A 25,476-nucleotide genomic window follows, 5' to 3' on the forward strand; every position below is an offset into this window, starting at 1 on the left:
TTGCAGAATTGAACGGCCGCTCGGGTGAACCGGTGAACTGATTTACTCCGACTGCAGTTTCCTCAAGGCCTCCGCAGCGTTCGGATGACCAAGCTGCTGTGCTTGTTTGTAATAACGCACCGCTTCTTTTTTATCCCGGGGCAAACCCAGAACACGTTCTGCATACCAGTATCCCAATTGGTAGTTGCTTTCCGCATCCCCCGCTGCCGCCTGCTTCTTTTTTTGCCGCAATGCCATCCGATAGTAAGTCAGCGCTCGCTCAGGGTTGGCCGCATTTCCATAGGTGCCGAAGGTGTAGGTTCCTGCCGCGTCAGTCAGCGCATCGAAGTCCTCGCCGGCTTCAGCTTTCTTCAACTGGATCCTGGTCGCTGTTGCCGCCAGCTTGTCTTCCGTCGCCAGGGCCGCATCCTTTTCGGCCTCGGGCAGAATTCCCCAATACATGATCGAAGACAATTTACTGCCGGCCTCTGCAGCCTTGAAGTAATAAGTACCTGCCAGACGAAGATCCTTTTGAAACCCGTCGCTGCCTTTTTCCGTGAACATGCCCATTCTCTGCAGCGCGCGAGGCTCTCCCAGCGCTGCGCTTTTTTGATAGAACCCGATAGCCAGCGCCATATTTTTGGGTACCCGATTGCCCTGCTCCGACAGCCACGCATATTCGTACATGGCTTCGGCATTGCCGGCTTCCGCGCCTTTTTTGTACCAGTCCACGGACTTCTTCATGTCGACCGGCCCGGCCAGTCCAGCTCTATAAAACATACCGAGGCGCGCCATGGCGGCGCCGTCGCCGCCGGCAGCAGCACTTTCCAGCGCGGGGATCTCATTGCGACGCCGGGCTTCGAGCACGCTCTCGCTGGCCTCAACCGCCTTGTCAGTGCGCTCGATGGCATCCTGCCGGAACCGCGGCCGCTGATTGAACACAATATCGACCCGTTTTGCGACGCCTCCGCCGAGCGTGAAGCTCTGTTCAAAGAGTTGTTCGTAATAGTCATCACGCTTCTTCGTTGCCGTGATCTCGATGAGACCGGGCTTCACCTCCATATCGAGCGGACACTCGCCCTTCAGGACGCCATTGACCCTGATTTCGGAATTGGCGGCTTTACCTTCGCAAAGGAAACGGATTGCAGACAATTCCGTCGGCGCCTGTTTTTGCGCGCTGGCATTTTTTGCTTTTGGCTCAGCCGCACCGGCCAGACCATGTGCGAGCAAGAACGCAAGCAACAAGTACCCGCTATTTGTTATTTTTTTCATCTCGTTTTCTCTCGGCCAACCGACTGTCTGCTTCAATAATGGGAGGGTGAATTTGCATTACCCGTCGTTGCGAAAATCTATTTTGGAACGCAAGTAAATGTGCCGTCAGGACGATCCTGAATCTCGTCCTTGCCAAATGCGATCCCGCCTTCGCAAGCCGCATAGTGATAGTCGCCGACGCCGCGCGCATATTGTTTGTCGCCCGGTCCGACGTTGACCGAGTGCGTGTAAAAGCTGTTGCCGGCCGGACCGTCTCCGCATTGCTTTTTGCTGTATTTCAGATTGCCGCACCAGACGACGAAGATCTGGATATTGCAGGTGTTGGTGAAACCCAGATCTTCTTTCTCGCGGCTGACGGAGACGCAGCGCATCGCCTCGCGTCCGGTGTTGATCGAATTGGATTTCTTTTGCGGCGCTGCTGCGGTCGCAGCCGGCGCCACATCACGCACCGGCTGGCTCACCGGCGCACTCTTTGCTGCCGCTGCAGCAGCTTGTGCGCGCTGGTTATCCTGCTGGGCTTGCGCCAGTTGGATGCGCTGCGCTTCGGCCTGGCGCTGCTGTTGCAGACGCTGAGAATCCAGTTGGGAGCGCTCTTGTGCCTGCCGTCGCTGTTCGTTCGCCACGTTGCGGGCGGCATCAGCCTGCTGTTGTGCGAATTGCTGGTTGCGCGCCTGTTCCGCCGCTCTGGAATTGGCCTGTGCACGGATGGTTTGCGAATACGCGTTGCCGGCAGCGGCGATGCGGTTGTTGAGATTCTCTCGCTCCTCGGCCTCTGCCTGCGCTTGCCGTTCGGCGTCGCGCGCACGCTGTTCGGCCTGGCGAAGCTCGGCTTCCCGCTGTTCCTGTTCACGCTGACGCTGCGCAGCCAGACGTTGCTCTTCCTTCTCGCGCGCACGTTCGGCAAGCAGCTCATCTTCTGCACGCTTGAGTGCACTCTTGGATTTGGAATCGGTGGAAAACTTCCTTGCGTTTTTCAACTGGGTTTCTGCGCAGGTGTAGTCACGCACGCGCGTGCATTGAGAGGCTTTGGACAGTGCTTCGTCGAAATCGCCTTTGTCGACACGATCCAGCTGTTCGCTCATGCGCAGCAGATCCTGCGGTCCGGCCTGCGCGGAAGCCATCGCCAGGCCGGCGCATGACAGCACCAGTATGCGCAGGACATTCGCAATGCGGACCGTCCCCACGGCCAACTTCTCTGTACTCAAAGCTTTCCCCTTTTGTTCTGATGCTGAATTTCGCAATTACGCGCCCTGGAATTCCCCGCCACGCTGTCCGTTTACCGCGGCGGTCCGACTCGGTCGTCGTTTTCGAACCGGCCTTCCACACGCGTACCGTCAGGTGCAATCACGACACCGTTGCCGTGCCGCATATTGTTGGTGAAGTCGCCGATATAGCGATAGCCGTCCTTGGTCAGCAAATCGCCCTTACCCTGGCGCTTGCCGCCGACCCAGTTGCCGTCGTAGCGATCGCCGGTGTTCCAGGCATACACGCCTCTGCCGTTACGCAGGCCTTTGCTGAACTCGCCCTCGAAGACGCCGTTATTGAGCACCTGCTTGCCATGCCCATCCCGAAAGCCTTCGACGAAGTCTCCTCTGTATTCCTCGCCGTCTTTAAGGTACAGGGTACCTTGCCCGTCTGCCCAGCCTGCCGCCAGCGTACCGACGTAGCGGGCAGTGACGGCACCGTTGGCTTCGAATTTCAATTCACCGCTTCCCGAAGCGATGCCATCGCGGCAAGGACCGGTCCAGGAAACGGTCTCCCCCTGAACCGGCTTGAACAAGTAGCAGGATCTGGCGTCAAGAAAATAGTACTTCGCAAGTTCATTGGCCGCCTGGGGATCGTTGGGCGCCGACTTGATCATCTTGGCCAGGCGCGCTTCGGCCTGCCGCCGACGCTCGCTGTTGGCAGCGTCCGCCGCGCGTTTCGCAGCAGTGTTCATTTGCGGTTGCGACAGCACGACATCAATGCGCTTGCTGGTGCCGCCGCCAAGACGGACGTCCTGTTCGAACAATTGCTCCTGCGTGGAACCGACGGGCTTGCTCACGCGCAACTTATGCGATCCTTCTGTGAGCATGATGTCGACCGGGCATTCACCCTTGAATTTGCCGTCAACCATGACCTCTGCCCCCTTGTCGGCATCTTCGCAAACGACGCGCAGCATCGCACTGGGCGCAGCTGCACAGGCCATCGACGAGACCAGCAATACGGCTGGCGCACTGCATAAGGCGGCAAAACGTTTCATGAAACTTCCCCCGATGAAGAATTATTTTTTGTTCAGGGGACTGTAGCAAGTTGGCGTTGGAATGTACAGTTGCAAAGCGCTTGCTGCCACAGCGCGGTCGTACGGAAGTGCCAAGAGGAATATGACCGGCGCGAAGGGTAACATCCAGCCTCAATAAAAAGCGGTTTGCATCGCTGCAAACCGTTTTATTTTTCCGATAGCAAAGATCTGGACAGCAATAACCTGATTCCAGACGATCGTGTCCAGTTGCGAATAGCAGGATTTTTTCTGAAAAATATGCGAATTACCGCAAAATTGAAGCGGAGCGCCGAAATCGGAAATCGGAAATTGGCCAGAAGCGGACAAACCGTTTCAAGTCGGAGCAAGTTCTCCGTACCAGTAAGCCGCTGTGACGCCGCCATCCATCAGGAAGTCGCTGCCGGTAATAAATGCACCATCCGGCCCCATAAGCAACGCACCGACGTTGCCGACCTCGTCGGGAGTTCCTGCCCGTCCGGCAGGGGACAGTTCCAGCATGCGGCGATAACCGGCGCCACGCGGGCCGGACAGTTCATCCTTGGCTAACGGCGTGATGATGATGCCCGGGCTGATCGTGTTGATACGCGCCCCACGTTTTCCCCAGCGCACTGCCTCAGCCATGACGCGTAGCGTGTTGCCCCGCTTGGAAATTTGGTAAGCATTGAGCGAGTCCGTCACCCGATCCGGTTGTAACATGGGCAGCGCGAGCAACTCGTCGGCCGGCGTAGTCGCAAGGGCCTTGTTTTGCTCCGGCGACAAGGCAGGAAGACGATGCCCCGATTGCGATGCAATCACCACACCTGCACCACCGCGAGCAATGACGTTACCGAACTCTTCCAGCACCAGCGCGGTTCCATACAGGTCGACCTGCAAGATAGCGGCAGGCGAAGCCTGAGAGGGAGAAACTCCCGCAGCATGAATAAGACCAGTGACCGTGCCGAAGGATGTAGCGGTTTCAACCAGAGCATGCACCGACTCGCGCGACGTGACATCCACGACAGCAATGCTCACATCGAATCCGGCTTCGCTGAGGGTCTTCGCCGCCGCATTGGCGTTTTCCTCGCGCAAGTCGGCCAGAACGACATGCCTTCCTGCACTGACCCGGCGTGCGATTGCCTGACCGATCGATCCCGATCCGATGACGACAATGACTTCTTTCATGGCATTTCCTTTTCTGTCTGGCCGTTCAGTCTTTCACTACCGGACCCGCGAGGTACTGCTCATCGGTGACCGGCTCCATCCATTCGACGTTTTTGCCATCCAGCATTTCGGTGATGGCGACATGCGTCATCGAGGTGGTGTCGGTGGCGCCATGCCAATGACGCTTCCGGCAAGGGCACCAGAGCACATCGCCGGCGCGGATTTCCGTGCGCGGGCCGCCTTCGCACTGTGTCCAGCCAACGCCGTTGGTGACGATCAGTGTTTGCCCGAGCGGATGGGTGTGCCACACAGTGCGCGCGCCGGGTTCGAACGTTACGATTGCGCCGCCACTGCGTCCCGGTTCTTCGGCCTGGAAAAAGCTGTCGATACGAACTGCGCCAGTGAAAAACCGGGCAGGACCTTTGGCCGAAGGTGTGGAGCCGTTACGTGTAATTTTCATCATGAATCTTTCAAATCGGAATTTTGTTGACCAACGAACAAGCAAGCGGATGCAGGGACGGCGATTCCTTGTATGGCGGAACAAGCCACCTGCATTTGCGTCACCGATGCGCTTCAGACGTCGAGACGCCGTTCCCTCATCCATTTGACAATTTTTGGATCGCGATGAGAGAAGAAGCTGCTTTCTCCAGTTTCCAGCGTGGCGATCTGCGCCATTTCATCGGCGTCCAGCGTGAAATCAAACACACTCAGATTTTCAGCCATGCGTTCGCGGCGCACCGATTTGGCCAGCGTCACGACATCGCGCTGGATTAACCAGCGCAAGACGACCTGCCCTACGGACTTGCCGTACTTCGCGCCAATGCCGGCCAGCAAGGCATTTTGAAACAGGCCGTTCCGGCCTTCGGCGAACGGCGCCCATGCTTCGGCCTGGACATCGTTATCGCGCATGAACGACACGGCCTCCGCTTGCTGGTGAAAGGGATTGACTTCGACCTGATTGACTGCGGGGCGTATCTGGTTGAATGCGCTGATATCCATCAGCCGGTCTGAATGAAAATTGCTGACGCCAATCGAGCGTAACTTTCCTTCGCGATGCGCATCTTCCATCGCGCGCCAGGAACCGTGCACATCGCCAAAGGGTTGATGGATCAAGTACAAGTCCAGATAATCCAATTGCAGTTTGCACAGGGATTTCTCGATGGCGTTCTTCGTCCCTTCGTAGCCCGCATCCTGCACCCAGAGTTTGCTCGTGACAAAGAGCTCTTCACGCGCAATGCCACTGTGCTTGATGCCCTTGCCGACCGCTTCTTCGTTGAGGTATGACGCGGCCGTGTCGATGAGCCGATAACCGGTCTCGATAGCGTCGATCACACAGCGTTCGCATTGCTGTGCGTCGGGGATCTGGAAGACGCCGAATCCGAGGATGGGCATCTTGTGCCCGGTGTTTAAAGTGACGTATTGCATGTTCGGTTTCTTTCCCTTGCGCAAGGACGACAAGCGCAGACAGCTTGTTGGCGTCCTATGGGTTTCAATGACAGCTACACTGTAGTCAATACAGAGTCATTTGATTAGTGGCTATAATCGGGATAAACCTATAAGCAGGGCTTATTAAATGGCGCGCGAAAACTTGAATGATTTGCTGGCGTTCATCGCGGTTGCGCGCGAAGGCAGCTTTACCAAGGCCGCCGCGCAACTCGGCGTGTCGCAATCGGCGCTGAGCCAGACGGTAAAAGAGCTGGAAGCCCGGCTGGGTATTCGCCTGTTGACCCGCACCACACGCAGCGTTGCCCCTACCGAGGCCGGCGAGCGCATGATGCTGACCATCGCTCCCCGTTTGGAAGAGGTCGAGAACGAGCTGGCAGCTCTCAGCGAACTGCGCGACAAACCATCGGGGACATTGCGGCTCACTGCCTCGGAACATGCGGCCAATTCCATCCTCGTGCCGAAACTGGCGAAATTGCTGCCGGACTATCCCGACATCAAAGTGGAAATCAATTCGGAAAACCGCCTGATTGATATCGTGGAGCAACGCTACGATGCGGGGGTCCGGCTGGGTGAACAAGTTGCCAAAGACATGATTGCGCTGCGCATCGGACCCGACGTGCGCATGGCGCTGGTCGGATCACCTTCATACTTCGACAAGCGACCGCCGCCCAGGACGCCTCAGGATTTGACGGAGCATCTGTGCATCAATCTGCGTTTGCCGACCTTGGGTGGGTTGTATGCCTGGGAACTGAAAAAGGGCAAGCGTGAGCTGAACGTAAGGGTGGACGGCCAGCTCGTGGTGAACGGCGTTTCCCAATTGGTGAGTGCGGCACTGGCCGGACTAGGTCTGGCATTCACATTGGAAGATGTGGTCAGCGACGCCCTCGCGAACGGAGGACTGGTGCCGGTGCTCGAAGACTGGTGGCCGACATTTACGGGGTATCACCTGTATTACCCCAGTCGTCGCCAACCATCGCCTGCATTCACATTGCTGGCGAATGCATTGCGATATGACGGTCGATAAATTCTCGGCGCATATTGAAAAAACTAAATCAGTTTGACGCTTGCCTTTGCTCTGCCCGATACGGCCGAGCGCGATATCTGGACAATGAGTTCTTGTGCATAGGACAACAGCACATGCAAGACCGGGCCGGCTTGATCCAGGTACGCCGAATCCCCTCGCTGCCGATTTAGAGCTTATTTCCTTGATAGCTCATCCAGTGCTGGAATCCAAGCGAGCTAAAAACACACCGTCCTCGGCAATTCCGTGTATTCCACACATGCGTCTGTAAATATCTTCAACGAGATCTCACACATCCTTACGGTCGCTACCATCTTTACTTCAGTAGTCAGCGAGAAAAGTCGCTGACGTGCCTCGTTCTTGCGAGTTAGTCTGATATCAAGTTTCGGTCATAACGGTCGTTTTCTTTTGTACGCCTAGTTCATGCAATTTTCGGGCTAGGACATTCAATTCCAGATTTTTAATTTTTATCTCGTCGCCTAAAAGACGATTCTCGTTCGAGAGTTCTTTTCGCACGAATGCTTCATGGATATGCGCGCGTAGCTTGGTCTCGTCCCATGGCTTGGTCAGAAATTTATAGACAGCACCATCGTTGATGGCGTCCGTCACTGACTGCAATTCTGAGAAACCAGAAAGAATAATCCTTATGGTTTCAGGATAGAGCGCCTGAGCATTGCGCAGTAGTTCCACGCCTGTCATATAAGGCATGCTTTGATCACTCAGAATGACGTCCACATTATGTTTCTCTAGTATTGTGAGAGCCTCTTCGCCATTGCTTGCTATCAGAATTTCGTAATTATCTCGGCGCAATGGCTCCTGCAATTGCAAAAGCATTTCCGCATCGTCATCTACCAGTAAAATGGTGCGAGTGGCGTTTCCTGCACCGAATAAGCGTGATGGCAGGCACCTATTTTCCCTGAGCAGGATCTCGAGTTCCTGGGACGAAATGCCTCGTGAAAAGAGATAGCCTTGCATTTCGTCGCATTGTTGATCCCGCAAGATTGCGAACTGCGCTTCTGTTTCGACTCCTTCGGCGATCACTTTGATACCCAGGCTATGTGCCATGGCGATGATCGCTTTGGTAATGGCCGCGTCATCGCTGTTTTCAGTAAGGTTGGTAACGAATGAGCGATCGATCTTTACTCGATCAAAGGGAAATCGCTTAAGGTAGCTCAAAGATGAAAATCCTGTACCAAAATCATCCAAGAGCAGATCAATGCCCATCGCCTTTAATCGTTGCAGTGTAGTTCTGGTATTTTCCGTATCCAACATGACCGCGCCTTCAGTGATCTCCAGGCACAGCATTGAGGTATCCAGATCGTTGCGTTCGATAGCATTCTGAATCAAGTCAGTCAGGCGTGGACTGCTGAATTGATAGGGTGACACATTCACGGCGACGCGTAACGGTGCTAACCCTGCAGTTGCCCGCTGCCGCATATCGAGACAAGCGGTTTGCAAAACCCAATCACCAATATCCTCAACCAATCCCAATTCTTCTGCTACAGAAATGAAATGCGAAGGAGGTACTACGCCGAGAGAAGAATGGGTCCAGCGGATCAATGCCTCCAATCCAATGATGTCTCCCGTACGCATGGAGATAACCGGTTGGTATTGAAGATAAAAACTCTTGGCGAGTACCGCTTGTCTTAATGACGACTCAAAAAACAGGCGATCTTTCTCTACCTGACTCTGCTCATCAACAACAATCGGAGTTGGATAAATGTCGGGCCGCCAGGAATAGCCGCTTTGACTCAAACCATTAAAACGATCACTGACATCAATCAACACCGCAATGAAATGAGTAATCATGCCAGCGGTATCGGTCATTAGCGACAGCGTCACTTCATTCCAAAACGGGGTACCGTCCTTGCGATAGTTGCGAGCCACCAGCCGTGTATGTCCTTGCCGCTGCATTTGTCTTAGGGCATCTTCAGCTCTTTCCGGTCGTTCGCGACCTTGAAGAAAGCGACAATCACGCCCCACGATTTCGTGCAACTGATAGCCGGTCAATTCGCTGAATGCCTGATTGACGAAGATAATAGGGGCATTTTCTGCCGTAGCATCGACCACCATCAATGCCGCGGTCCATGTATTTAAGACCACTAGTTCGAAAGTCGGAAAAGAAGAGACCGGGCTTTCGTTATTGATCGTATTTCGCATGACAGAGGCACCTTTCGGCACAAAGATTGATCTTGTCCTACTTGGCGTTTTTACAGATTACCATGTGATCAGAGGAAAAGTATTGTTTTTGCTTGGCTGTCTCGAATGCCGGCAACCGGCCAGAAGCCGACAACATTTAGATAAAATTAGTAAAAAATGAAGGATGTCGCGATGGACACAAGCCACCACCTGGTTTTCGTATTCGGTACTTTGAAAGAGGGATTTCCCAACTTCTCGACTAATCGAGGTATTCGCTACCCAGGTGAGTTTGTGACCACAGAACGTTTCCCGCTCTACCTGATTGGTGAGCGAATGTCGCCCTGGATGATTGCAAGCCCGGGAGACGGCCTGGCTGTAAGGGGGCAGATTTTTTCAGTAAGCGATGCCGTACTAAAAGCCATGGACAATCTCGAGCGCATTCACGAATCTGATGGATACCGGCGACTTCAGATATCCGTCATTCCCACGGAAGGCGATTCGCGAAATCCAATCGAGGTATATGCGTATCTGAAACCAGCCGAACAGTTTGAAATGAAGATGGTAAAGAAGGGGCCTTTGGCCTCCTATGAACTGGCTGACGCACTACTTTATCGGCCTCGTTCATCGCAATCAGTTTGAGAATTGATGTCCGCAACCGGCCAGAAGCAGCTATTCAAAATCTTAAAAGCGTCGTAAGCACGATTTTTTGTTTCATAATGACGCGCAACTGAACGCAAAAATATCTGTTGATGCAAACAGGGCATGGCAATTCACATTGCCATGCTGTTCGTATTGGGAACGGAGGCTTTGATTTGCTAGGCGCCGAGTCTTTCCGCAAGATCGACGATGTCTCGTACGTTAATATCTACAAACGGTTTTGGCGAGGTGTCGATGATCTGCCCGGGGCCTGTCTCAGTGGGACGTGGCCACCAGGCCGTTTTGTAGCCGAATTTTTTTGCTTCCCGTAAATCGACAAGATGCGTCGCGCAGAACAGGACCTCTTCCACCTTGTATCCAAGCATCGCCACTACGAGGTTGTAGACTTGGGACGCTGGTTTGTAGGCTTGCACCAACTCCCCGGTCAGCACCTGATCGAAAGGCAAGGCATGTCGTCGGACCGATTGAAAAACTGAAGCCATCGATGCATTTGAAAGTGTCGTCAACGCGAACTTTCGTTTCAGCCTCGTCAATCCTTCGACCGTATCCGGCCACGGAATCATGCGATCCCAGACCGTCATCATTTGCTCGCGCTCTGCATTATTGAATGTGTCAGAGAGATGCTGCTGCTCCAGCAGCTGATCCAGGGCACGCCGATACAAGTGTGCGGCCGGCACGTAGATCTTACTGCTTGCACCGACCAGTTGATACAGGTTGTTCACCCATCCCTTCGTCAAGCTCGTCCAGTCCAGCGCCAACCCTTTCCTGGTATTGATGGCTTGCCCCATCTCGGTGATGGGATCGTAGAAATTCATGCAGCTCCCTTGAAAGTCGAAGGCAAGCACTTTGATTGAGCCGATGTTTTCCACTGTGCCTTGGGTAACCGCGGCTTGAGCTACGGTGTTTCCCTGGAAAATACCTGCGACGGATGTTGCCGATAGTGCTGCCCCGGCAGCTGTTCGCAGCAGATTACGACGCCCGAGGTTTGTGAGAGATTCTTGAGTGTCCATGACTATCCTTTGCGTTGAGAAATGAATTCAGTTCTGCCGCAGACGATGCGCCGAAGGCACCGAACGTTTCTGGCTGCGGCATGGCGTCTCGATACGATCATCGGTAAAGCCCTGCGGCGCTCTCAGTTGCGAGCGCCGCAGGTTAATTGCGAGCGGCCTTCACGCTCAGAGTGCAGGCCACTGGTTACCCAGACCGCCACTGCGCTCCAGGATGCTACCCAGACGCAGGAGAACGTCCTCATTGAGCCAACGCGATACCAACTGAATGCCGATAGGCAATCGCTCTGAGCTCAGCGAATACGGCACAGACAGCGCCGGCAGTCCTGTCAGATTGAACGCAGAGGTCGCGCTCATCACATGCAGCCACGAGACAGTCTTGCCGTTGACCACGAGTTCCTGCGCTCCATGAGGCGTAGCGGTCATCGGTGTGACCGGACACAGTAGTACGTCGTACTTGTCGAACCATGCCGAGAATGCCGAACGGAGTGCCTCCGCCTTGCGCAGTGCGGCATTGAAGTCGGTGAACGAGGGGTCCGGTGAATCGTAAATGTACTTGCCGATGAAATGCAGCTGATCCACCTTTCCCTTGGCCAGCTCACGAATTACCGGCCCCTGCTCGGCGTACACCATCTGCATCAACGGCGAGAGCGGGTCGTCCAGGAACGGTAGTTCGACTTCCTCGACCTCGCAGCCCAGATCCGCCAGTTGCTGAGCTGCGGTAGCGACGGCGGCGGTGATTTCCGGATCAACCGGACCGAATGCTGCCTCCGATACCCAGCCGACGCGGATAGTCTGGCCGGCAACGAGACCTGTATCTGCCTGTGCGCTTCTGGCGTGAACCGCATAGCCGTCGGCGCCGTCAGCCCCCTTAAGGATCGAATACGCCAGCGCCACGTCACGCACGGTGCGGGCCATCGGGCCGACGTGCCACCATTGCGAAGTTACAGTGGGATAGTGCCCGGTGTAGGGAATGCGACCGTGCGTGGCCTTCAGCGCGGCGATGCCTGTGAAGGCGGCAGGTCCGCGCACGGAGATGGCTACATCGCTGCCGATACCCAATGGGGACATGCCCGCTGCGATTGCCGCCGACTCACCGCCGGACGAGCCGCCGGGAGTACGATCGAGGTTCCACGGGTTGTTAGTGCGGCCGGTGACCAGATTGTCCGTTTCGGTCCAAGTGGAGAATTCAGGCACATTGGTTTTTGCCAAAATGATCCCCCCGGCTGCCTTCAGGCGTGCGACCGTGGTTGCGTCTTTGGCCGGGACATTGCCAACGAACAGTTTCGAGCCGCGTTGCGTAAGGATGCCGGCGGTATCGAGTGCGTCCTTGACGGTAAAAGGCACGCCATGCAGCGGCCCGACCTGCGCGCCTTGTGCGACCGCCTTGTCCGCTGCGGCCGCAGCTTCCAGCGCCTGCTTTGCATTCAGTGTGACGATGGCGTTGATCTTGGGGTTGACCTTATCAATGCGATCCAGATGCGCCTTCACGACTTCCGTCGCAGACAATTCACGCTGGCGGATCAAGCCGGCCAATTTTGTTGCATCAAAGTATGTAATTTCAGAGTTCATTGCGATCCCACGAATGATTGTTGCTGGTGATAATCAAATTAACCTACCAAGCGCTTGGTAGGCAAATAATAGGCCGGAGATTTTATGCTGTCAAGCCTGTCTAGCAGTTGGTAGGGTAATTTGTTAAAATGACGGGTAACCGGAGATCGCAATGAGCACCAATTCACGTGAATTAATTTTATTGGCGGCGACACGAGCCGCTCAGGCGCATGGTTATAACGGACTCAATTTCCGTGACCTAGCCGTTGACGTCGGCATCAAAGCCGCCAGCATTTATCATCATTTCCCCAGCAAAGCGGATTTGGGCGTAGCCGTTGCAAAACGCTATTGGGAAGACGCCGCAGCCACTTTCGATGCGATTTTCGAAGAACATAAAGATCCTGTGGAATGCCTGCGCAGATATCCGAGCACATTTCGCGTCGCGCTTGAGACGGACAATCGCATGTGCTTGTGCAGCTTCATGGCATCTGAATATGATGATCTCCCTGCGGAGGTGCAGAAGGAGGTGCAAATCTTCACGGACGTCAATGTCACTTGGTTGAAGAAACTTGTTTTGCTGGCTGGCACCGTCTCGCCGGAAGAGAGCGAGCGCCGGGCTTACGCGATATTCGCCGCCATTGCCGGTGCGCAGCTGGTTGCGCGCGGGAGGTGCGACATTTCGTTGTACGACTCCATCGTCGAGGGCTACCGGGCGGGCGGGTTGCTCCCGGCCTGATCATCCGTCGCTCATCCTCGGATGGAATGGGATGCCTCGCCCAACTGCGGCTATGGCATCCCGCCCCCCCCCCGGTCGGATCATTCGCCCGGAACAACCACATGCTCGCCGCTGCCGCCCGCATGTGAAATTTCAGCGTTCGTTCCCGGATAAATAATCCATACCAGGAGCAATGCAGCCAATCCAACACCTCCGGCGGCGCCTGACATGTAACCGAAACCGGAATCAAATGCGTGATGCAGCGACACTTGATATTGCAGGAAGGTCGGCCCTGCGATCGACGCAACATCTCCGGCCAAGAACGCCTTTGCCAACTGGTGAGCGACATCCAATGGCAATCCCTGACCCGAAGCCAGGTCTGCAAACCTCCGTCCCGTTACCTCTCCCAGCAACGCACCCAGTCCGGCCACGCTGAACAGCAGCCCCATGAACCTGACGGTGGCGCTGATTCCCGATCCCATGCCGGCGCGCTCGGGTGGAATGGCTCCCTGCAACACCTTGGCCGTTTCGCCGTTGAGCAAACCGGCGCCGACACCTGCCCAGATCATCGCGAATGCGAAGAGTCCATAAGACGCGTCGGAACCGCTGCAAAAAGCCATGAACATGTTGGCGGACGCCGAGGCGAACAAACCAATTATCAACATCGTCTTAGCAGAGATTTTCTGCGATAGCCCCGCCCCCAGTTTGGGAATGAGGAACATCGGGAGGGCAAAAGGCAGCATCGCGAGTCCGGCCTTGGCGGGCGCAAAACCATAGGTGTTTTGAAGATACAGCGGGAGATAGAAGATCATGACCTGCGCAGCGCCGGCGTAACCCAGCATGGCGAACGCACTGCCAACAAACTTGCGGGTCGCCAGAATCTGAAAGTCGACCATGGGATCAGCCTGATTTCTCTCCACGACGTAAAAAATGGCAAGCAGAGCAAGACCTGACCCCATACGCACGATGATGGCGTTGCTGTTCCATCCCAGCGCATTGCCATCGATCAGCGCCCACGTCAGCAGAAACAGTCCTGCACTGAACGTGACGATCCCCGGATAATCAAGACTTTTGGCGACAGGCGAGCGCGATTCCGGTATCAGTTTTTGCGAAGCGGTCATCAATACCGCACAAATTGGGATATTCATCAGGAAGACCCAATTCCAGCCCCAATAGTTTGAAATAACGCCACCGATGACCGGGCCACAGGTGATCGCAATTCCTAAACACGAACCCCAGAATGCGTATGCTTTGGCGCGTTCCTTTCCGTGGAACTGGTGATTGATTACCGCAAGCGTAGCTGTCAGCAACATGCTTGCGCCAACCCCCTGGCATGCTCTCGCGATGTTGAGCATCAACCCGGACGTAGCCACCCCGCAGGCCAGCGAAGCAATCGCGAAAATTGCCTGGCCCAGCAGGAGCGCTCGTTTGCGGCCATAAATATCAGCCCACGCCCCTGCTGCCAGAAGAAGTGCCGAAAACGGAAGCACATAGGCGGTGATGACCCACTGAAGCGCGGAAAAATCTGCGTTGATTGAACGCGCAATGGTTGGTAAAGCGACCGCCACCACATTCGAATCAAGCATGACTAAGGAAGACACAATGCAAGTGACGTAAAGCACCCATCTGGAATGCCTGGTCTGTTGATTTTCGGTCATAAATTTTCTTTCCGTATCCTAGATTTATCCGTCAAAAACAAAATTCAACAACATGCATATGCACCTATTTAGATGCATATGCACTTAATATGTCGCGAAACGGCACACCCTTTGAGATCCCATCTACGTCAGGCATTCTCGAATTTTTCAAGAAAATCCTCAGAAACAATCTCGGCGAGAGCAATACGCAACGCCAGGGCTGGCTCCTTCCCGTATGCCTTTTCAAACTTCCTCTGCGCCGCTTCCCACAGTTTTTTGCATTCGGCCAGCTTGTCTTCGCCGGCGCTGGACAACTGCACTCTCCGGGAGCGCTTGTCAAATTCATCAGGTGTCAACGCAATGAAGCCATCCCGCATCAGCGGCCGCAAATTGTGGGTCAGGGCCGTACGATCCAGGACCAATGCCGCGGCCAATTCCGCGACGTTGGGCTGCCCGAGGCGACTCAGGTGCGCCAGGATTGAATGCTGAGAGCATTTCAGGCCGGACGGCGCCAGGATCGAATCATAGAGTTGCGATATACGACGGCTGGCTTTTCTCAATGTTCCACCATTGCAAAGCAACGGATCTTTCAAACTGCGCATGGCATTCCCGACTGGAAGTGAGGTTGGCATCTGAACTCGCGGCAATCTGCGATTTCCAGCGACAAGATGCATATGCACGTATTGTAGCGAATTCTCCACAAATTTCTTCCACCCTCAGACGTTTACCGTCACGGTACGTCAACGCCCGGCGTCGCCCATACGATAAGCGCTGGTCATTGCATCAAGGCTAGCCTTTGTCTCGGCAGGTAGTTCATAGTCCGCCGCGACATGTCTGCAGTATCGATGAAATTGACTCCCGCGTCCGCCGCCGCATCGAGTATGCGAAAGGCTTCGGATTCATCGGTCTGGTGCCCGAAAGTGCCGGTTCCTAAACATAAGCGGAGACTGTCAAACCGGTGCTTCCAAATTTGGCAAATTGCATGGCTGGAACTCCAGAAAATATAAATCGGCGGCGCTATTTTTAAATATAACAATCACTATATATATTAATCACTATAATTAGGCAAAGCCGACGTGTCAAGCAGACGCGTTGATTCGCATGAATGCCCTGACTCATCGGAAGGAAATTGAATGGCGCGCGCACGCGTATTTGAAGTAGATCAGGCAATCGAGATCGCCATCACCCTTTTGTGGGAGAAAGGTTACGACAAGACGTCTTTGGCGGACCTGACCAACGCAATGGGAGTCACTCCCCCCAGTTTTTATTACGCCTTTGAGAGCAAGGAAGGTCTCGCCAAGCTAGCGCTGAAGCGTTACCTCGATACGCGTATTGCTTATACCGAAGAAGCCTTGCACAGCAACTTGAATGCCGAAAGCGCTGTGGAGTTAATGCTGCAGCGAATGGCCGCACTTTATACCGATGCGTCCCATCCCCCTGGGTGCCTTGCCGCCAGCTTGGCGTTTTCTGGTACAGACCTATCTGATGCAACACGGGAGGAATTCCGGTCTTTCTCGAAAGCCAGAAAAGACAGATTGATCGTGCGGCTTGAGAAGGCAATCAACGACGGTGAGCTGCCCCGTGGAACCAATATCAGAGACCTCGCACGTTACTTTGTCACCGTTGGCTGGGGAATGGCCCATGACGCCCGCTCGGGGGCGAGCAAATCAGACCTGTACAAGACAGTGGCGCAGGCAATGCGCGCCTGGCCGCAGTCGTGATGGTTCCTGGCTCAAGTCGCTGATATGATTAAGAACCTCAATGACCGCAACCGGCCATAAACAGACATGTAAATACCACCCTTAGCCGGCTAAATTTCATCTAAAAATACGAAAATATGCGCGCGGAATATACAGATACTGAGCAGGGGATAAAGCTAGTTATTCAAGATACGCTAGTTGATGAGAAACACTGCCTTGTTATGCATGTCCCTGACAACGCTGAAGCGCCAGAAGGATTTACGGATTGTTACAACGCATGCGCTAGCGAATTCTGTGCGGCGGCGTCTATTAATCCATCTACGGCGTTTGAGGCTTTTTTAACAGCGATGAAAGAAGGAGGTTTCGAGCTTAATCCCACTGCGGCCCCTGAGATTATGCTGACCATTGAAGTCGATACACATACAGGACGGCTGTCGACACGTTCCGAGGTAATTCAGAACAGAAATGAAGATAACGAATTGGCGCGCAGAATCGGGCACGATGTAAAAGAGGCTATCGCAGCTTCGCTTCGAACAAATCCCCGAAAGCTACAAGATGCGTTGAGAGATGACGATGTGATTGCGTTTTCTGGCGCGTTGCTATTCTCTCCTCCAATTAGCGACGCAGATCAGGGCGTGGTCCTCTTATGTATAAATGAAGCGCTAGTGCGGCCAAGCTGGAAAGATGAGCATTGGCGAATTGCCGCATACGGCGCTGCGATAGCGGAAAGCCGCAGCGATTTCAGATCGGCACGCGATTTCTTGAGGAAAGTGCTGAGTCTGAAAGCTGACGATACTGAGATTTTTTACAACTGCCAACTAGAGATCGCAAACTCATACGCTCGAGAGCAGCGGCTAGATACCGCCATCGAAATCTACCAATCGCTACTCAATGATCAAAAGCATACTGCTAGCCAGCATACTCGTGTCTGGATTTTCCACAATCTCGGCTCTGCATATCTTCAGCTAGAGCGTATTGAAGAGGGATTGGAAAACTTGCGCCAAGCTGGAACGTTGAGAAGGTCTTTGGGCATTGCAGATGAACCTGCGCGTACGCTTGGCACAGCCGCGTCAAGTTTGCAGAGATTAAATTCACGTGCTGCCTTAGCCATCTACGATGAAATAATCGCTTGTACAGAGATAGATGGCGGCAATAATTCCGAACGGATTATTGCTCACTGTCTTTATGATGCTGCGCGTATTAGGTGCATTGACCTTAAGCAGTTTGATGGAGCTTTAAAGTATCTTGTTCGCGCAGAACCTCTCCTAAACGTAGTTCATGAAGATGCCGACACTTTAGCAGGATGCATGCTTTTAAAAGCAATCTGCTTTGATGGCTTAGGTGATCGCCAGGCTGCCGAAAACGCAAGAACGCAACGTTCTGACTTTCTCGCTAAGAATCCCTATTTGCGATCTAGCCGTCTTGAAGCTCTTTTCAACGATGCTTCCGAATTGAGGGCCACAGCTCCAGATGGATTAACCTGGGAAAAATCACTACGAAATTTTACCCAAAAGCTCGGTGACTTAAATGGAATTGAACTTATCGATCAACTCGAGCATTTTCTGGAAACTCTATCGAGCCGTGGCGGCACGCGCAGATATGAGATTAGCGCACTGCTGCTCAACTATGTTGCCGATCAGCTCCTAAAGTTAGAGCAGCCAGATCGAGCGTTACCTTACTACATGCGTGCCATTGCAGAACATCCTGCTTCATTTCCTCTTCGGATGCACTTGGCCGTTTGCCTACAAAAATTAGGCCGCTTCGCCGATGCGGTCAAAGTTGGAATAGCTATTGCACGAGATCACCCCGACTCGCATGTGGGATTCTTGATCGTCGGATCGCAAGCATATAAGGATGCCAACTACGACTTGGCAGAACAGATGTTGCGAGAAGCCGTTGCCCGTAACGAGAAAGATCAAGTAATCAAAGATTTTCTAAAGAAAGTATCTAAAGAACGAACTGCGCGGACCTTAAATGGGCTACCAACCGGGGGAAGACTTACATTAGATTTCGCACCGACAACGCCGAGCGAGTTCCTTTCGTATTTAAAGATGTTTGTTATGCGGGCCAGATTGAATGCCGATTCACTTTGGAAAAGCCGCTCGCAAGGAAAGCTCGTTCAAAATCCGGAGAATGCCGCGCGAGCGCTTCTCGTGCAGGATCTGATTGCAAAATGCAGCTCATCAACAATCTACAAAGAAGTAATTGTCGCTGGAGGGCGAATAGATCTGATCGTCAACGTACTTGGATCAGAATTCATCGTCGAGCTAAAAATCTGTGGTGCGGGATACTCGAAAACATACGCCGAAGGAGGATTTGATCAGCTCAAACAATACCTCCGCGAGCGGAATGCAACACGTGGCTTTCTGGTTATATTTGATGCACGAGCGAAACAAAACAACAATGATGTCTTTCCAACACAGATTGACCTTGGCGATGGGCTTGTTGCATTCTGCATTGCTGTCAATATCCGGGGAGTCGAACAGCAAGGCTGAGATATCAAATTAAGAAACGAGCCTAATCTGTCCTACGTGTCAGAAGCGGAGAAAGATTTTCTTCTCTCAAGACATGGGCAGCATGCCATATTCGCAGAACCTAGAACTTGGAGCTTCGTACTGGATAATCAACTGGTTCCGATGCTCGCTATCGGCCAGAAGCGGACGAATATTTCCCGAAGATACGAAAAACTTAGTGTGCAATTTCAGCGCCCGAAAAAAGGAATCTATGACTGCTCTATGGATGGCGCTTATTGGTGTGGCTGTCTTACTCAGCATTCCTATATGGTCAATGTACCGGTCCTCAAAATTGGTTTGGGTGCGAGTTGATGGCAAGCTAATTTGTATTGGAGTCGGCAAGAAAAAACAAAAAATCGAATGGACAGACATCGTGGAAGACAATGTTGTCTATAAGGAGTGAGCTTGTCCCACGGCATCAGCATCGAAATGCCCGCTCCGTAATAACGATGGCGATTGCGCAGTAAAAAGAAAAGGCCCGACGAATAGCGGGCCTTTTTCTTTGCAATCAAATTGACTCAGGCTGTAGAACTCGCCCTATTCTCCGCATCGGGATTGCGTCAGTTGCTCTCCACCGGCACAAACTCCTCAATCAGCAAATTCGCCGGGAAGCAGACCGTGAAGGTGCTGCCCTTGTCCGGTATCGACTCAACACCCAGCGTAGCGCGATGGCGCAGCAGGACGTGGCGGACGATGGCGAGGCCGAGGCCGGTGCCCTGGGTCTCGCGGGAACGGCTCTTGTCGACGCGGTAGAAACGCTCGGTCAGGCGCGAGATGTGTTCCTGGCTGATGCCGATCCCGTTGTCCTTGACCACGAACTGCGCGCCTCCGCCCGCTTTGCGTTCCCAATACAGTTTGATGGCGCCGTCTTGCGGCGTATAGCGCACCGCGTTGGAAACCAGATTGCTGAAGGCGCTGCGCAGTTCGTCGACATTGCCTTGCAGATCGGGACCGTCCGCTTCCAAGGTGATCTTGTGCTTGCCGGATGAGAGCGCCTTGGCTTCTTCCAGGATGCCTTCCAGCAGCGGCCGGACATGCACGCGCTCGGAGCGTAGCGGGTAGTCGACGGACTCCAGGCGCGTCAGGGTAAGCATGTCGCCGATCAGGTTTTGCATGCGCTGGCCTTGCTCAGTCATGAGCTTGAGGTGCGAGGTGCGAACATCGGGATCAAGATTAGGCTGCGCCAGTGCAATTTCGAGGAAGCCGTTAATCACGGTCAGCGGCGTGCGCAGCTCGTGCGATGCATTGGCGATGAAGTCCCGGCGCATCATGTCGATACGTTCGGAATCGGTAGCGTCGTGCGTGACCAGAATCTGGCGGCGGTTTTCGAAAGGAATGATCTGCACAATCAGCTTGCGTTCCTGCACGCTCAGGATCAGCGGCTGCTCGTAACGGCCGAGAATGATGTAGTCAATGAAGGCAGGATTGCGGATCAAATTGGTGACGCGCATGCCCTTGTCGCGCTCCAGCTGCAAACCCAAATGTTTCTGCGCCGCCGGATTGCACCATTCGAGAAACAGCACGTCGTCCATGATGACCACACCGTCCGGCAACAAGCTCATCGCCTGACGGAAACGCGCCAGCCATTCGGCCAGTTCGATCTGATTTTTTTCATCGTCGCGGCGCATGCGGTACAGGCGCGCGAAGATATCGGTCCAGGCCCCCCAGCCGTCCGGCAGCTTGGATTGGTGCGGATTGTCGAGCCAGCTGCCGAGGCGAAACAGATAGTGCAGCTGGGTAAACGCCAGCGCGCCCATGCCGATCAGGGCGACGATCAGCCCGGCGGTAGCGCCGAAGAAAAACCAGACGATGCCGACGCCAGCGAGACAAACCAGAAAGCGCAAGGCAGCCGGAACCCAAAACAGCAGCTGTGGACTCATGTAAAACTCATTATTCAGAATCGGGTTGACCAGATTGTCGCGATGATAATTGAGCATCCAGTATAGAGGTCTTTCGGGATTCCCAATGTCTCCAGAGGGGTCGCGCCTGTCTGCGTGTATCTTTTTTGTTATTTTGCAGACAGCATGTAGCCGACGCTGCGCACGGTCTTGATCAGGTGTTCCGCATCACGCAAGGCTTTGCGCAGACGCAGCACGTGCACGTCGACGGTACGCTCTTCGATGACGACGTGGTCGCCCCAGACGCGGTCGAGCAGCTGGCTGCGCGAAAAGACGCGGTCAGGATGCGCCATGAAGAATTTCAACAGCTTGTATTCGGCATGGCCGATGTCGATCTTGTCGCCGTTCAGGGCGACCGAACAGCTTGCCGGATCCAGCGTGACCGGACCGACGACCATTTCTTCCTGCGCGAATTCCGGGCTCTTGCGGCGCAGCAGCGCCTTGATGCGCGCCGTCAGCTCGCGCGGCGAGAATGGCTTGGTGATGTAATCATCGGCGCCGTTATCGAGGCCGGCGATCTTGTCTTCTTCCATGCTCTTGGCGGTCAGCATGATCACCGACAGCTGCTGCAACTGGCGATCGCCGCGAATGCGCGAAAGCAGATGCAGGCCGCTGCGGTCCGGCAGCATCCAGTCCAGCAGCACCAGTTGCGGTGCGCGGCGCTGGACGAACTCCCACGCCGCTGCCGTGTTCGAGACCACGAAGCTGGACCAGCCTGCCTCTTTGAGCGTGAAGGCAATCAGTTCAGCAATCGATGGTTCGTCTTCAACGATCAGGATGGTAGTCATGGAGTTGCGCCGTCAGAATTGATCAAGGAGAAACGACCGCTTAGTCTTCGTCCGTCGCCAGGATCTTGGCCGCACCGAAATCGGTGTGACGGATATCCTTGCCGCCGACGACGTAGATCACGTATTCGCCGATGTTCTTGGCGTGGTCGCCGATACGCTCGATGGCCTTGGCCACCCACAGCGTGTCGATCGATGCCGAGATCGTGCGCGGATCTTCCATCATGAAGGTCGCCAGGCTGCGTGTGATCGAACGGAAACCGTGGTCGATGCTGGCATCCTGTGCGATCAATGCAGTCGCCTGGTCGGTATCCAGACGGGCGAAGGAATCCAGCGCGCTGCGCAGCATTTCCGATGCTTCTTCGGCGATGACGCGCACGGTTTCGAAATGATTGATCGGACCGACGCTGCCGCGCTTGTGCAGATGGATCGCATTGCGTGCGATCTTGGTGGCTTCGTCGCCGACGCGCTCCAGATCGGTAATGATCTTGATGGTCGCCATCACGGTACGCAGGTCGTTGGCAGTAGGCTGGCGACGCACGATCAGGTGGCTGCAGGCATCGTCGAGTTCGACTTCCAGACGATTGACCGCCTCGTCGTCTTTCATCACACGTGCTGCGAGTTCCAGATTGCCGTTACGGAAAGCCGAAATCGCATCCTGGAACTGACGCTCCACCATGCCGCCCATGGCCAGCACGTTGGAACGGATGGTTTCCAGATCAGCATCGTATTGCTTGGAAGAGTGATCGCCTGTCATGTCACGTCCTTAAAAATAAAATTTATAAACAACAACTGACCTCAAAGGGTGCGGCAGAAGCGTAGCGAGCAGCGCCGAGGTCTGAGTGAGAAACGCAGCCGTACTGGGGTACGACGAGCATCGCCACTCGGTGATCGGTGCGCGCAGTAGCTTATGCCGTGCCTCATCAGCCAAAACGGCCGGTGATGTAGTCTTGGGTTTCTTTGCGTGCCGGATTCATGAAAATCTGGTCGGTCTCGCCAAATTCCATCAATTCGCCCAGGTACATGTAGGCGGTGTAATCCGAGCAGCGCGCCGCTTGTTGCATGTTGTGCGTGACGATGGCGATGGTGTAGTCGTTCTTCAGTTCGCCGATCAGCTCTTCCACCTTGGCGGTAGAGATCGGATCCAGCGCCGATGTCGGTTCGTCCAGCAGCAGCACTTCCGGCTTGACCGCAACGCCGCGGGCGATGCACAGACGTTGTTGCTGACCGCCTGACAGGGACAGGCCGCTCTTGTTCAGCTTGTCCTTGACTTCACCCCACAGGGCCGCCTTGTTGAGCGCCCATTCGACGCGCTCGTCCATTTCGCCTTTCGGCAGGTTTTCATACAGGCGGATACCGAAAGCGATGTTGTCGTAGACCGACATCGGGAACGGTGTCGGCTTCTGGAACACCATGCCGACCTTGGCGCGCAGCATGTTCAGATCCTGACCCGGTTCGAGGATGTTCTTGCCGGCGTACATGATCTTGCCCTCGGCGCGTTGGCCCGGGTACAGGTCATACATGCGGTTGAAGGTGCGCAGCAGTGTCGATTTGCCGCAGCCCGACGGGCCGATGAAGGCGGTGACCTTGCCTTCGAAGATGTTCATGTTGATGTTCTTCAGGCCGTGAAAACCACCGTAGTAGAAATTCAGCTGAGAAATTTCAATGGTCGATTTCTTGTCTGCAGTTGCGGATGTCTGAGTAGTCATAGTGTTCTCTTGTCGATTCACTTATCTGGATTCGCTGGGATCGCTTGTTTTTAGCCTGGAACGCGTTGGCTAAACATGGTTCGGGACAGGATGTTCAGGGCGAGCACGCTGAAGGTAATCAGCAAGGCGCCACCCCATGCAAGTGCGACCCAGTTGTCGTAAGGACTCATGGCGAACTGGTTGATCACCACCGGCAAGTTGGCGATCGGTTGATTCATGTTGGTGCTGAAGAACTGGTTGTTGAGCGCAGTGAACAGCAGCGGCGCCGTTTCACCGGAAATACGCGCAACAGCCAGCAGCACGCCGGTCACGACGCCGGCCTTGACGGCGCGCAGACGCACCAGCATGGCGACCTTCCAGCGCGGCGCGCCGAGCGAGAATGCGGCTTCGCGCAGGCTGCTTGGCACCAGCTTGAGCATGTTGTCGGTCGTGCGCACCACCACCGGAATCGCAATCAGCGAAATGGCGAAGGTACCTGCCCAGCCGGAGAAGTGGCCGACGTTGGCGACGTAGATCGCGTAGACGAACAGACCGATGACGATCGATGGCGCCGACAGCATGATGTCGGTGACGAAACGCGTAGTCTGGGCCAGCTTGCTCTCTTCGCCGTATTCAGCCAGGTAGATGCCGGCCAGGATACCGATCGGCGTGCTGATCAGGGTACCGATGCCGACCATCATCAGGCTGCCGATGATAGGGTTGAGCAGACCGCCGCCCTCACCGCCCGGCGATGGCGTGTTTTGCGTGAGCATGCCGATGTTGATCGCGCTGAAGCCCTTGATCACCAGCGTCAGCAGAATCCAGGCCAGAACGATCAGGCCGGCTGCCATCGCCAGGAAAGAAAACAGCATGCCGATGCGATGTTGCAGCAGGCGGCGGCGATACACCGGGTTCATCGGCGAATTGATTTCAGGCTTGGCGTGTGCTGCTTGCGCCGGAGCGGCCGTTTGATTCACAGGTTGATTCATTATTTTGCACCTTCCTTGCGTGTCATACCCATCAACATGATCTTCGCCGCGGACAACACGATGAAGGTGATCACGAACAGGATCAGACCGAGTGCGAAGAGCGACGAAACGTGCAGCGTCGACGAGGCTTCGGCGATTTCATTGGCGAGTGTGGAGGCGATACTATTGCCTGCGGCGAACAGCGACCACGACAAGCGGTGCGAGTTGCCGATCACGAAAGTGACCGCCATCGTTTCACCGAGTGCGCGGCCGAGGCCGAGCATGACGCCGCCGACCACGCCGGTCTTGGTGTATGGCAGCACGACCTTGCGCACCACTTCCCAACGGGTACAGCCGAGGCCGTAGGCGGATTCTTTCAACACGGCCGGCACGACTTCAAACACGTCGCGCATCACCGAAGCGATGAACGGGATGATCATGACCGACAGGATCAGACCGGCGGTCATGATGCCGATACCCATAGTCGGCCCCTGGAACAAGGCGCCGATCACCGGCAACTGGCCGATGGTGGCTTTCAGGAAAGGCTGGCCGTATTCCGCAAACAGCGGTGCAAACACGAACAGACCCCACATGCCGTAGATGATGCTGGGCACGCCGGCCAGCAGCTCAACTGCCGTGCCGAGCGGACGGCGCAGGCGGCTTGGGCAGATTTCAGTAAGGAACAGTGCGATGCCGAAGCTGACCGGGAAAGCGATCAGCAGCGCAATCAGCGAAGTGGTCAGCGTGCCGACGATGGCAATCGCTGCGCCGTATTGGTCATTGACCGGATCCCACTCCACGCGCGTGATGAAGCCGGGGCCAAATTCATGGAAGGCCGGCCAGGCGCCGATGAAGAGGGAAACAATAATCCCGCCGAGCATCAGCAATACCGACAATGCGAAGATCAGCGTGACTTTATGAAAGAGGAAATCTTGAATGCGTTGCTTGCGCATCGTTGCCAACAGCTCTTCGTGAGCTTGCTGCGCAGACGTATCTACGGGAGGCTTACCTAGATCGGTGTTCGACATGGTCGTGGCAGAGATGTTTGAGCTCATTGTTTTCACCATTTAGTAGCGGGCTGCGGAGACCGATGATCCACC

General features: G+C 54.8%; 24 protein-coding genes. 6 read left to right on the forward strand and 18 right to left on the reverse strand.

Going from position 1 to position 25,476, the window contains the following annotated elements; genetic code table 11:
- Positions 1-42: 42 nt before the first annotated feature.
- The 6 genes from AC1RN6_RS03460 to AC1RN6_RS03485 form a co-directional block, all read right to left on the reverse strand.
- A complete protein-coding gene (locus AC1RN6_RS03460; RefSeq protein WP_493003036.1) occupies positions 43-1,251 on the reverse strand; it encodes a tetratricopeptide repeat protein in 1,209 nt (402 codons plus the stop codon).
- A 77-nt stretch (positions 1,252-1,328) separates the two neighbouring features.
- Positions 1,329-2,456, reverse strand: a complete 1,128-nt coding sequence (locus tag AC1RN6_RS03465; RefSeq protein ID WP_493003037.1) for a hypothetical protein — start codon at positions 2,454-2,456, stop codon at positions 1,329-1,331.
- Between the two features lie 71 nt (positions 2,457-2,527).
- Positions 2,528-3,493, reverse strand: a complete 966-nt coding sequence (locus tag AC1RN6_RS03470) for a PEGA domain-containing protein (RefSeq protein ID WP_493003039.1) — start codon at positions 3,491-3,493, stop codon at positions 2,528-2,530.
- Positions 3,494-3,844: 351 nt separating this feature from the next.
- On the reverse strand, positions 3,845-4,672 hold the full coding sequence (locus AC1RN6_RS03475) for an SDR family oxidoreductase (protein WP_493003040.1): 828 nt from the start codon (positions 4,670-4,672) through the stop codon (positions 3,845-3,847).
- A gap of 25 nt (positions 4,673-4,697) precedes the next feature.
- Positions 4,698-5,111 (reverse strand): (R)-mandelonitrile lyase, encoded by a 414-nt coding sequence (locus AC1RN6_RS03480; protein WP_493003505.1) that lies wholly within the window; start codon positions 5,109-5,111, stop codon positions 4,698-4,700.
- 113 nt (positions 5,112-5,224) lie between these two features.
- A complete protein-coding gene (locus AC1RN6_RS03485) occupies positions 5,225-6,076 on the reverse strand; it encodes an aldo/keto reductase (protein ID WP_493003041.1) in 852 nt (283 codons plus the stop codon).
- Positions 6,077-6,224: 148 nt separating this feature from the next.
- Here AC1RN6_RS03485 and AC1RN6_RS03490 point away from each other — a divergent pair, with 148 nt between their 5' ends.
- Entirely contained in the window at positions 6,225-7,121 is an 897-nt protein-coding gene (locus AC1RN6_RS03490; protein ID WP_493003042.1) for a LysR family transcriptional regulator, read from the forward strand.
- Between the two features lie 375 nt (positions 7,122-7,496).
- Here AC1RN6_RS03490 and AC1RN6_RS03495 read toward each other — a convergent pair whose 3' ends face one another.
- Positions 7,497-9,278, reverse strand: coding sequence for an EAL domain-containing protein (locus AC1RN6_RS03495; protein ID WP_493003044.1), 1,782 nt, complete (start codon positions 9,276-9,278; stop codon positions 7,497-7,499).
- A 171-nt stretch (positions 9,279-9,449) separates the two neighbouring features.
- Here AC1RN6_RS03495 and AC1RN6_RS03500 point away from each other — a divergent pair, with 171 nt between their 5' ends.
- A complete protein-coding gene (locus AC1RN6_RS03500) occupies positions 9,450-9,896 on the forward strand; it encodes a gamma-glutamylcyclotransferase family protein (RefSeq protein WP_493003045.1) in 447 nt (148 codons plus the stop codon).
- A gap of 176 nt (positions 9,897-10,072) precedes the next feature.
- Here AC1RN6_RS03500 and AC1RN6_RS03505 read toward each other — a convergent pair whose 3' ends face one another.
- Together AC1RN6_RS03505 and AC1RN6_RS03510 are read right to left on the reverse strand one after the other, a co-directional pair.
- Positions 10,073-10,924, reverse strand: a complete 852-nt coding sequence (locus AC1RN6_RS03505; protein WP_493003046.1) for a haloacid dehalogenase type II — start codon at positions 10,922-10,924, stop codon at positions 10,073-10,075.
- Between the two features lie 165 nt (positions 10,925-11,089).
- Positions 11,090-12,457 (reverse strand): amidase, encoded by a 1,368-nt coding sequence (locus AC1RN6_RS03510; protein ID WP_493003048.1) that lies wholly within the window; start codon positions 12,455-12,457, stop codon positions 11,090-11,092.
- Positions 12,458-12,644: 187 nt separating this feature from the next.
- Here AC1RN6_RS03510 and AC1RN6_RS03515 point away from each other — a divergent pair, with 187 nt between their 5' ends.
- Positions 12,645-13,208 carry a TetR/AcrR family transcriptional regulator gene (locus tag AC1RN6_RS03515; RefSeq protein WP_493003050.1) on the forward strand — a complete coding sequence of 188 codons (564 nt, stop codon included), beginning with the start codon at positions 12,645-12,647 and terminating at the stop codon, positions 13,206-13,208.
- Positions 13,209-13,288: 80 nt separating this feature from the next.
- Here the strand turns inward: AC1RN6_RS03515 and AC1RN6_RS03520 are convergent, their stop codons facing one another.
- From AC1RN6_RS03520 to AC1RN6_RS03530, 3 genes are all read right to left on the reverse strand, one after another.
- Positions 13,289-14,845, reverse strand: a complete 1,557-nt coding sequence (locus tag AC1RN6_RS03520; RefSeq protein WP_493003052.1) for an MFS transporter — start codon at positions 14,843-14,845, stop codon at positions 13,289-13,291.
- A 128-nt stretch (positions 14,846-14,973) separates the two neighbouring features.
- The gene (locus AC1RN6_RS03525) at positions 14,974-15,426 is read right to left on the reverse strand and encodes a MarR family winged helix-turn-helix transcriptional regulator (RefSeq protein ID WP_493003053.1); all 453 of its coding nucleotides are present in this window, start codon (positions 15,424-15,426) and stop codon (positions 14,974-14,976) included.
- 173 nt (positions 15,427-15,599) lie between these two features.
- Positions 15,600-15,860, reverse strand: coding sequence for an aldo/keto reductase (locus tag AC1RN6_RS03530; RefSeq protein WP_493003054.1), 261 nt, complete (start codon positions 15,858-15,860; stop codon positions 15,600-15,602).
- A gap of 97 nt (positions 15,861-15,957) precedes the next feature.
- Here AC1RN6_RS03530 and AC1RN6_RS03535 point away from each other — a divergent pair, with 97 nt between their 5' ends.
- The 3 genes from AC1RN6_RS03535 (at position 15,958) to AC1RN6_RS03545 (ending at position 19,440) form a co-directional block, all read left to right on the forward strand.
- Complete coding sequence (locus tag AC1RN6_RS03535) at positions 15,958-16,545, forward strand: TetR/AcrR family transcriptional regulator (RefSeq protein WP_493003055.1); 588 nt, start codon at positions 15,958-15,960, stop codon at positions 16,543-16,545.
- A gap of 116 nt (positions 16,546-16,661) precedes the next feature.
- Positions 16,662-19,019 (forward strand): tetratricopeptide repeat protein, encoded by a 2,358-nt coding sequence (locus AC1RN6_RS03540; RefSeq protein ID WP_493003057.1) that lies wholly within the window; start codon positions 16,662-16,664, stop codon positions 19,017-19,019.
- Between the two features lie 229 nt (positions 19,020-19,248).
- Complete coding sequence (locus tag AC1RN6_RS03545) at positions 19,249-19,440, forward strand: hypothetical protein (RefSeq protein WP_493003059.1); 192 nt, start codon at positions 19,249-19,251, stop codon at positions 19,438-19,440.
- Between the two features lie 157 nt (positions 19,441-19,597).
- Here the strand turns inward: AC1RN6_RS03545 and phoR are convergent, their stop codons facing one another.
- The 6 genes from phoR to pstC form a co-directional block, all read right to left on the reverse strand.
- Complete coding sequence (gene phoR / locus AC1RN6_RS03550) at positions 19,598-20,917, reverse strand: phosphate regulon sensor histidine kinase PhoR (protein ID WP_493003060.1); 1,320 nt, start codon at positions 20,915-20,917, stop codon at positions 19,598-19,600.
- A 128-nt stretch (positions 20,918-21,045) separates the two neighbouring features.
- The gene (locus AC1RN6_RS03555; protein WP_050475625.1) at positions 21,046-21,723 is read right to left on the reverse strand and encodes a response regulator; all 678 of its coding nucleotides are present in this window, start codon (positions 21,721-21,723) and stop codon (positions 21,046-21,048) included.
- A gap of 40 nt (positions 21,724-21,763) precedes the next feature.
- Entirely contained in the window at positions 21,764-22,477 is a 714-nt protein-coding gene (gene phoU, locus AC1RN6_RS03560; protein ID WP_493003062.1) for a phosphate signaling complex protein PhoU, read from the reverse strand.
- 166 nt (positions 22,478-22,643) lie between these two features.
- Positions 22,644-23,429 (reverse strand): phosphate ABC transporter ATP-binding protein PstB, encoded by a 786-nt coding sequence (gene pstB / locus AC1RN6_RS03565; RefSeq protein ID WP_007881586.1) that lies wholly within the window; start codon positions 23,427-23,429, stop codon positions 22,644-22,646.
- Positions 23,430-23,479: 50 nt separating this feature from the next.
- On the reverse strand, positions 23,480-24,397 hold the full coding sequence (gene pstA / locus AC1RN6_RS03570; RefSeq protein WP_493003064.1) for a phosphate ABC transporter permease PstA: 918 nt from the start codon (positions 24,395-24,397) through the stop codon (positions 23,480-23,482).
- Complete coding sequence (pstC, locus tag AC1RN6_RS03575; RefSeq protein WP_493003066.1) at positions 24,397-25,431, reverse strand: phosphate ABC transporter permease subunit PstC; 1,035 nt, start codon at positions 25,429-25,431, stop codon at positions 24,397-24,399. Before pstC ends, pstA begins: the two co-directional genes overlap by 1 nt.
- Positions 25,432-25,476: the final 45 nt, after the last annotated feature.

Source organism: Herbaspirillum sp. GW822-FHT03A08, from assembly GCF_058801885.1.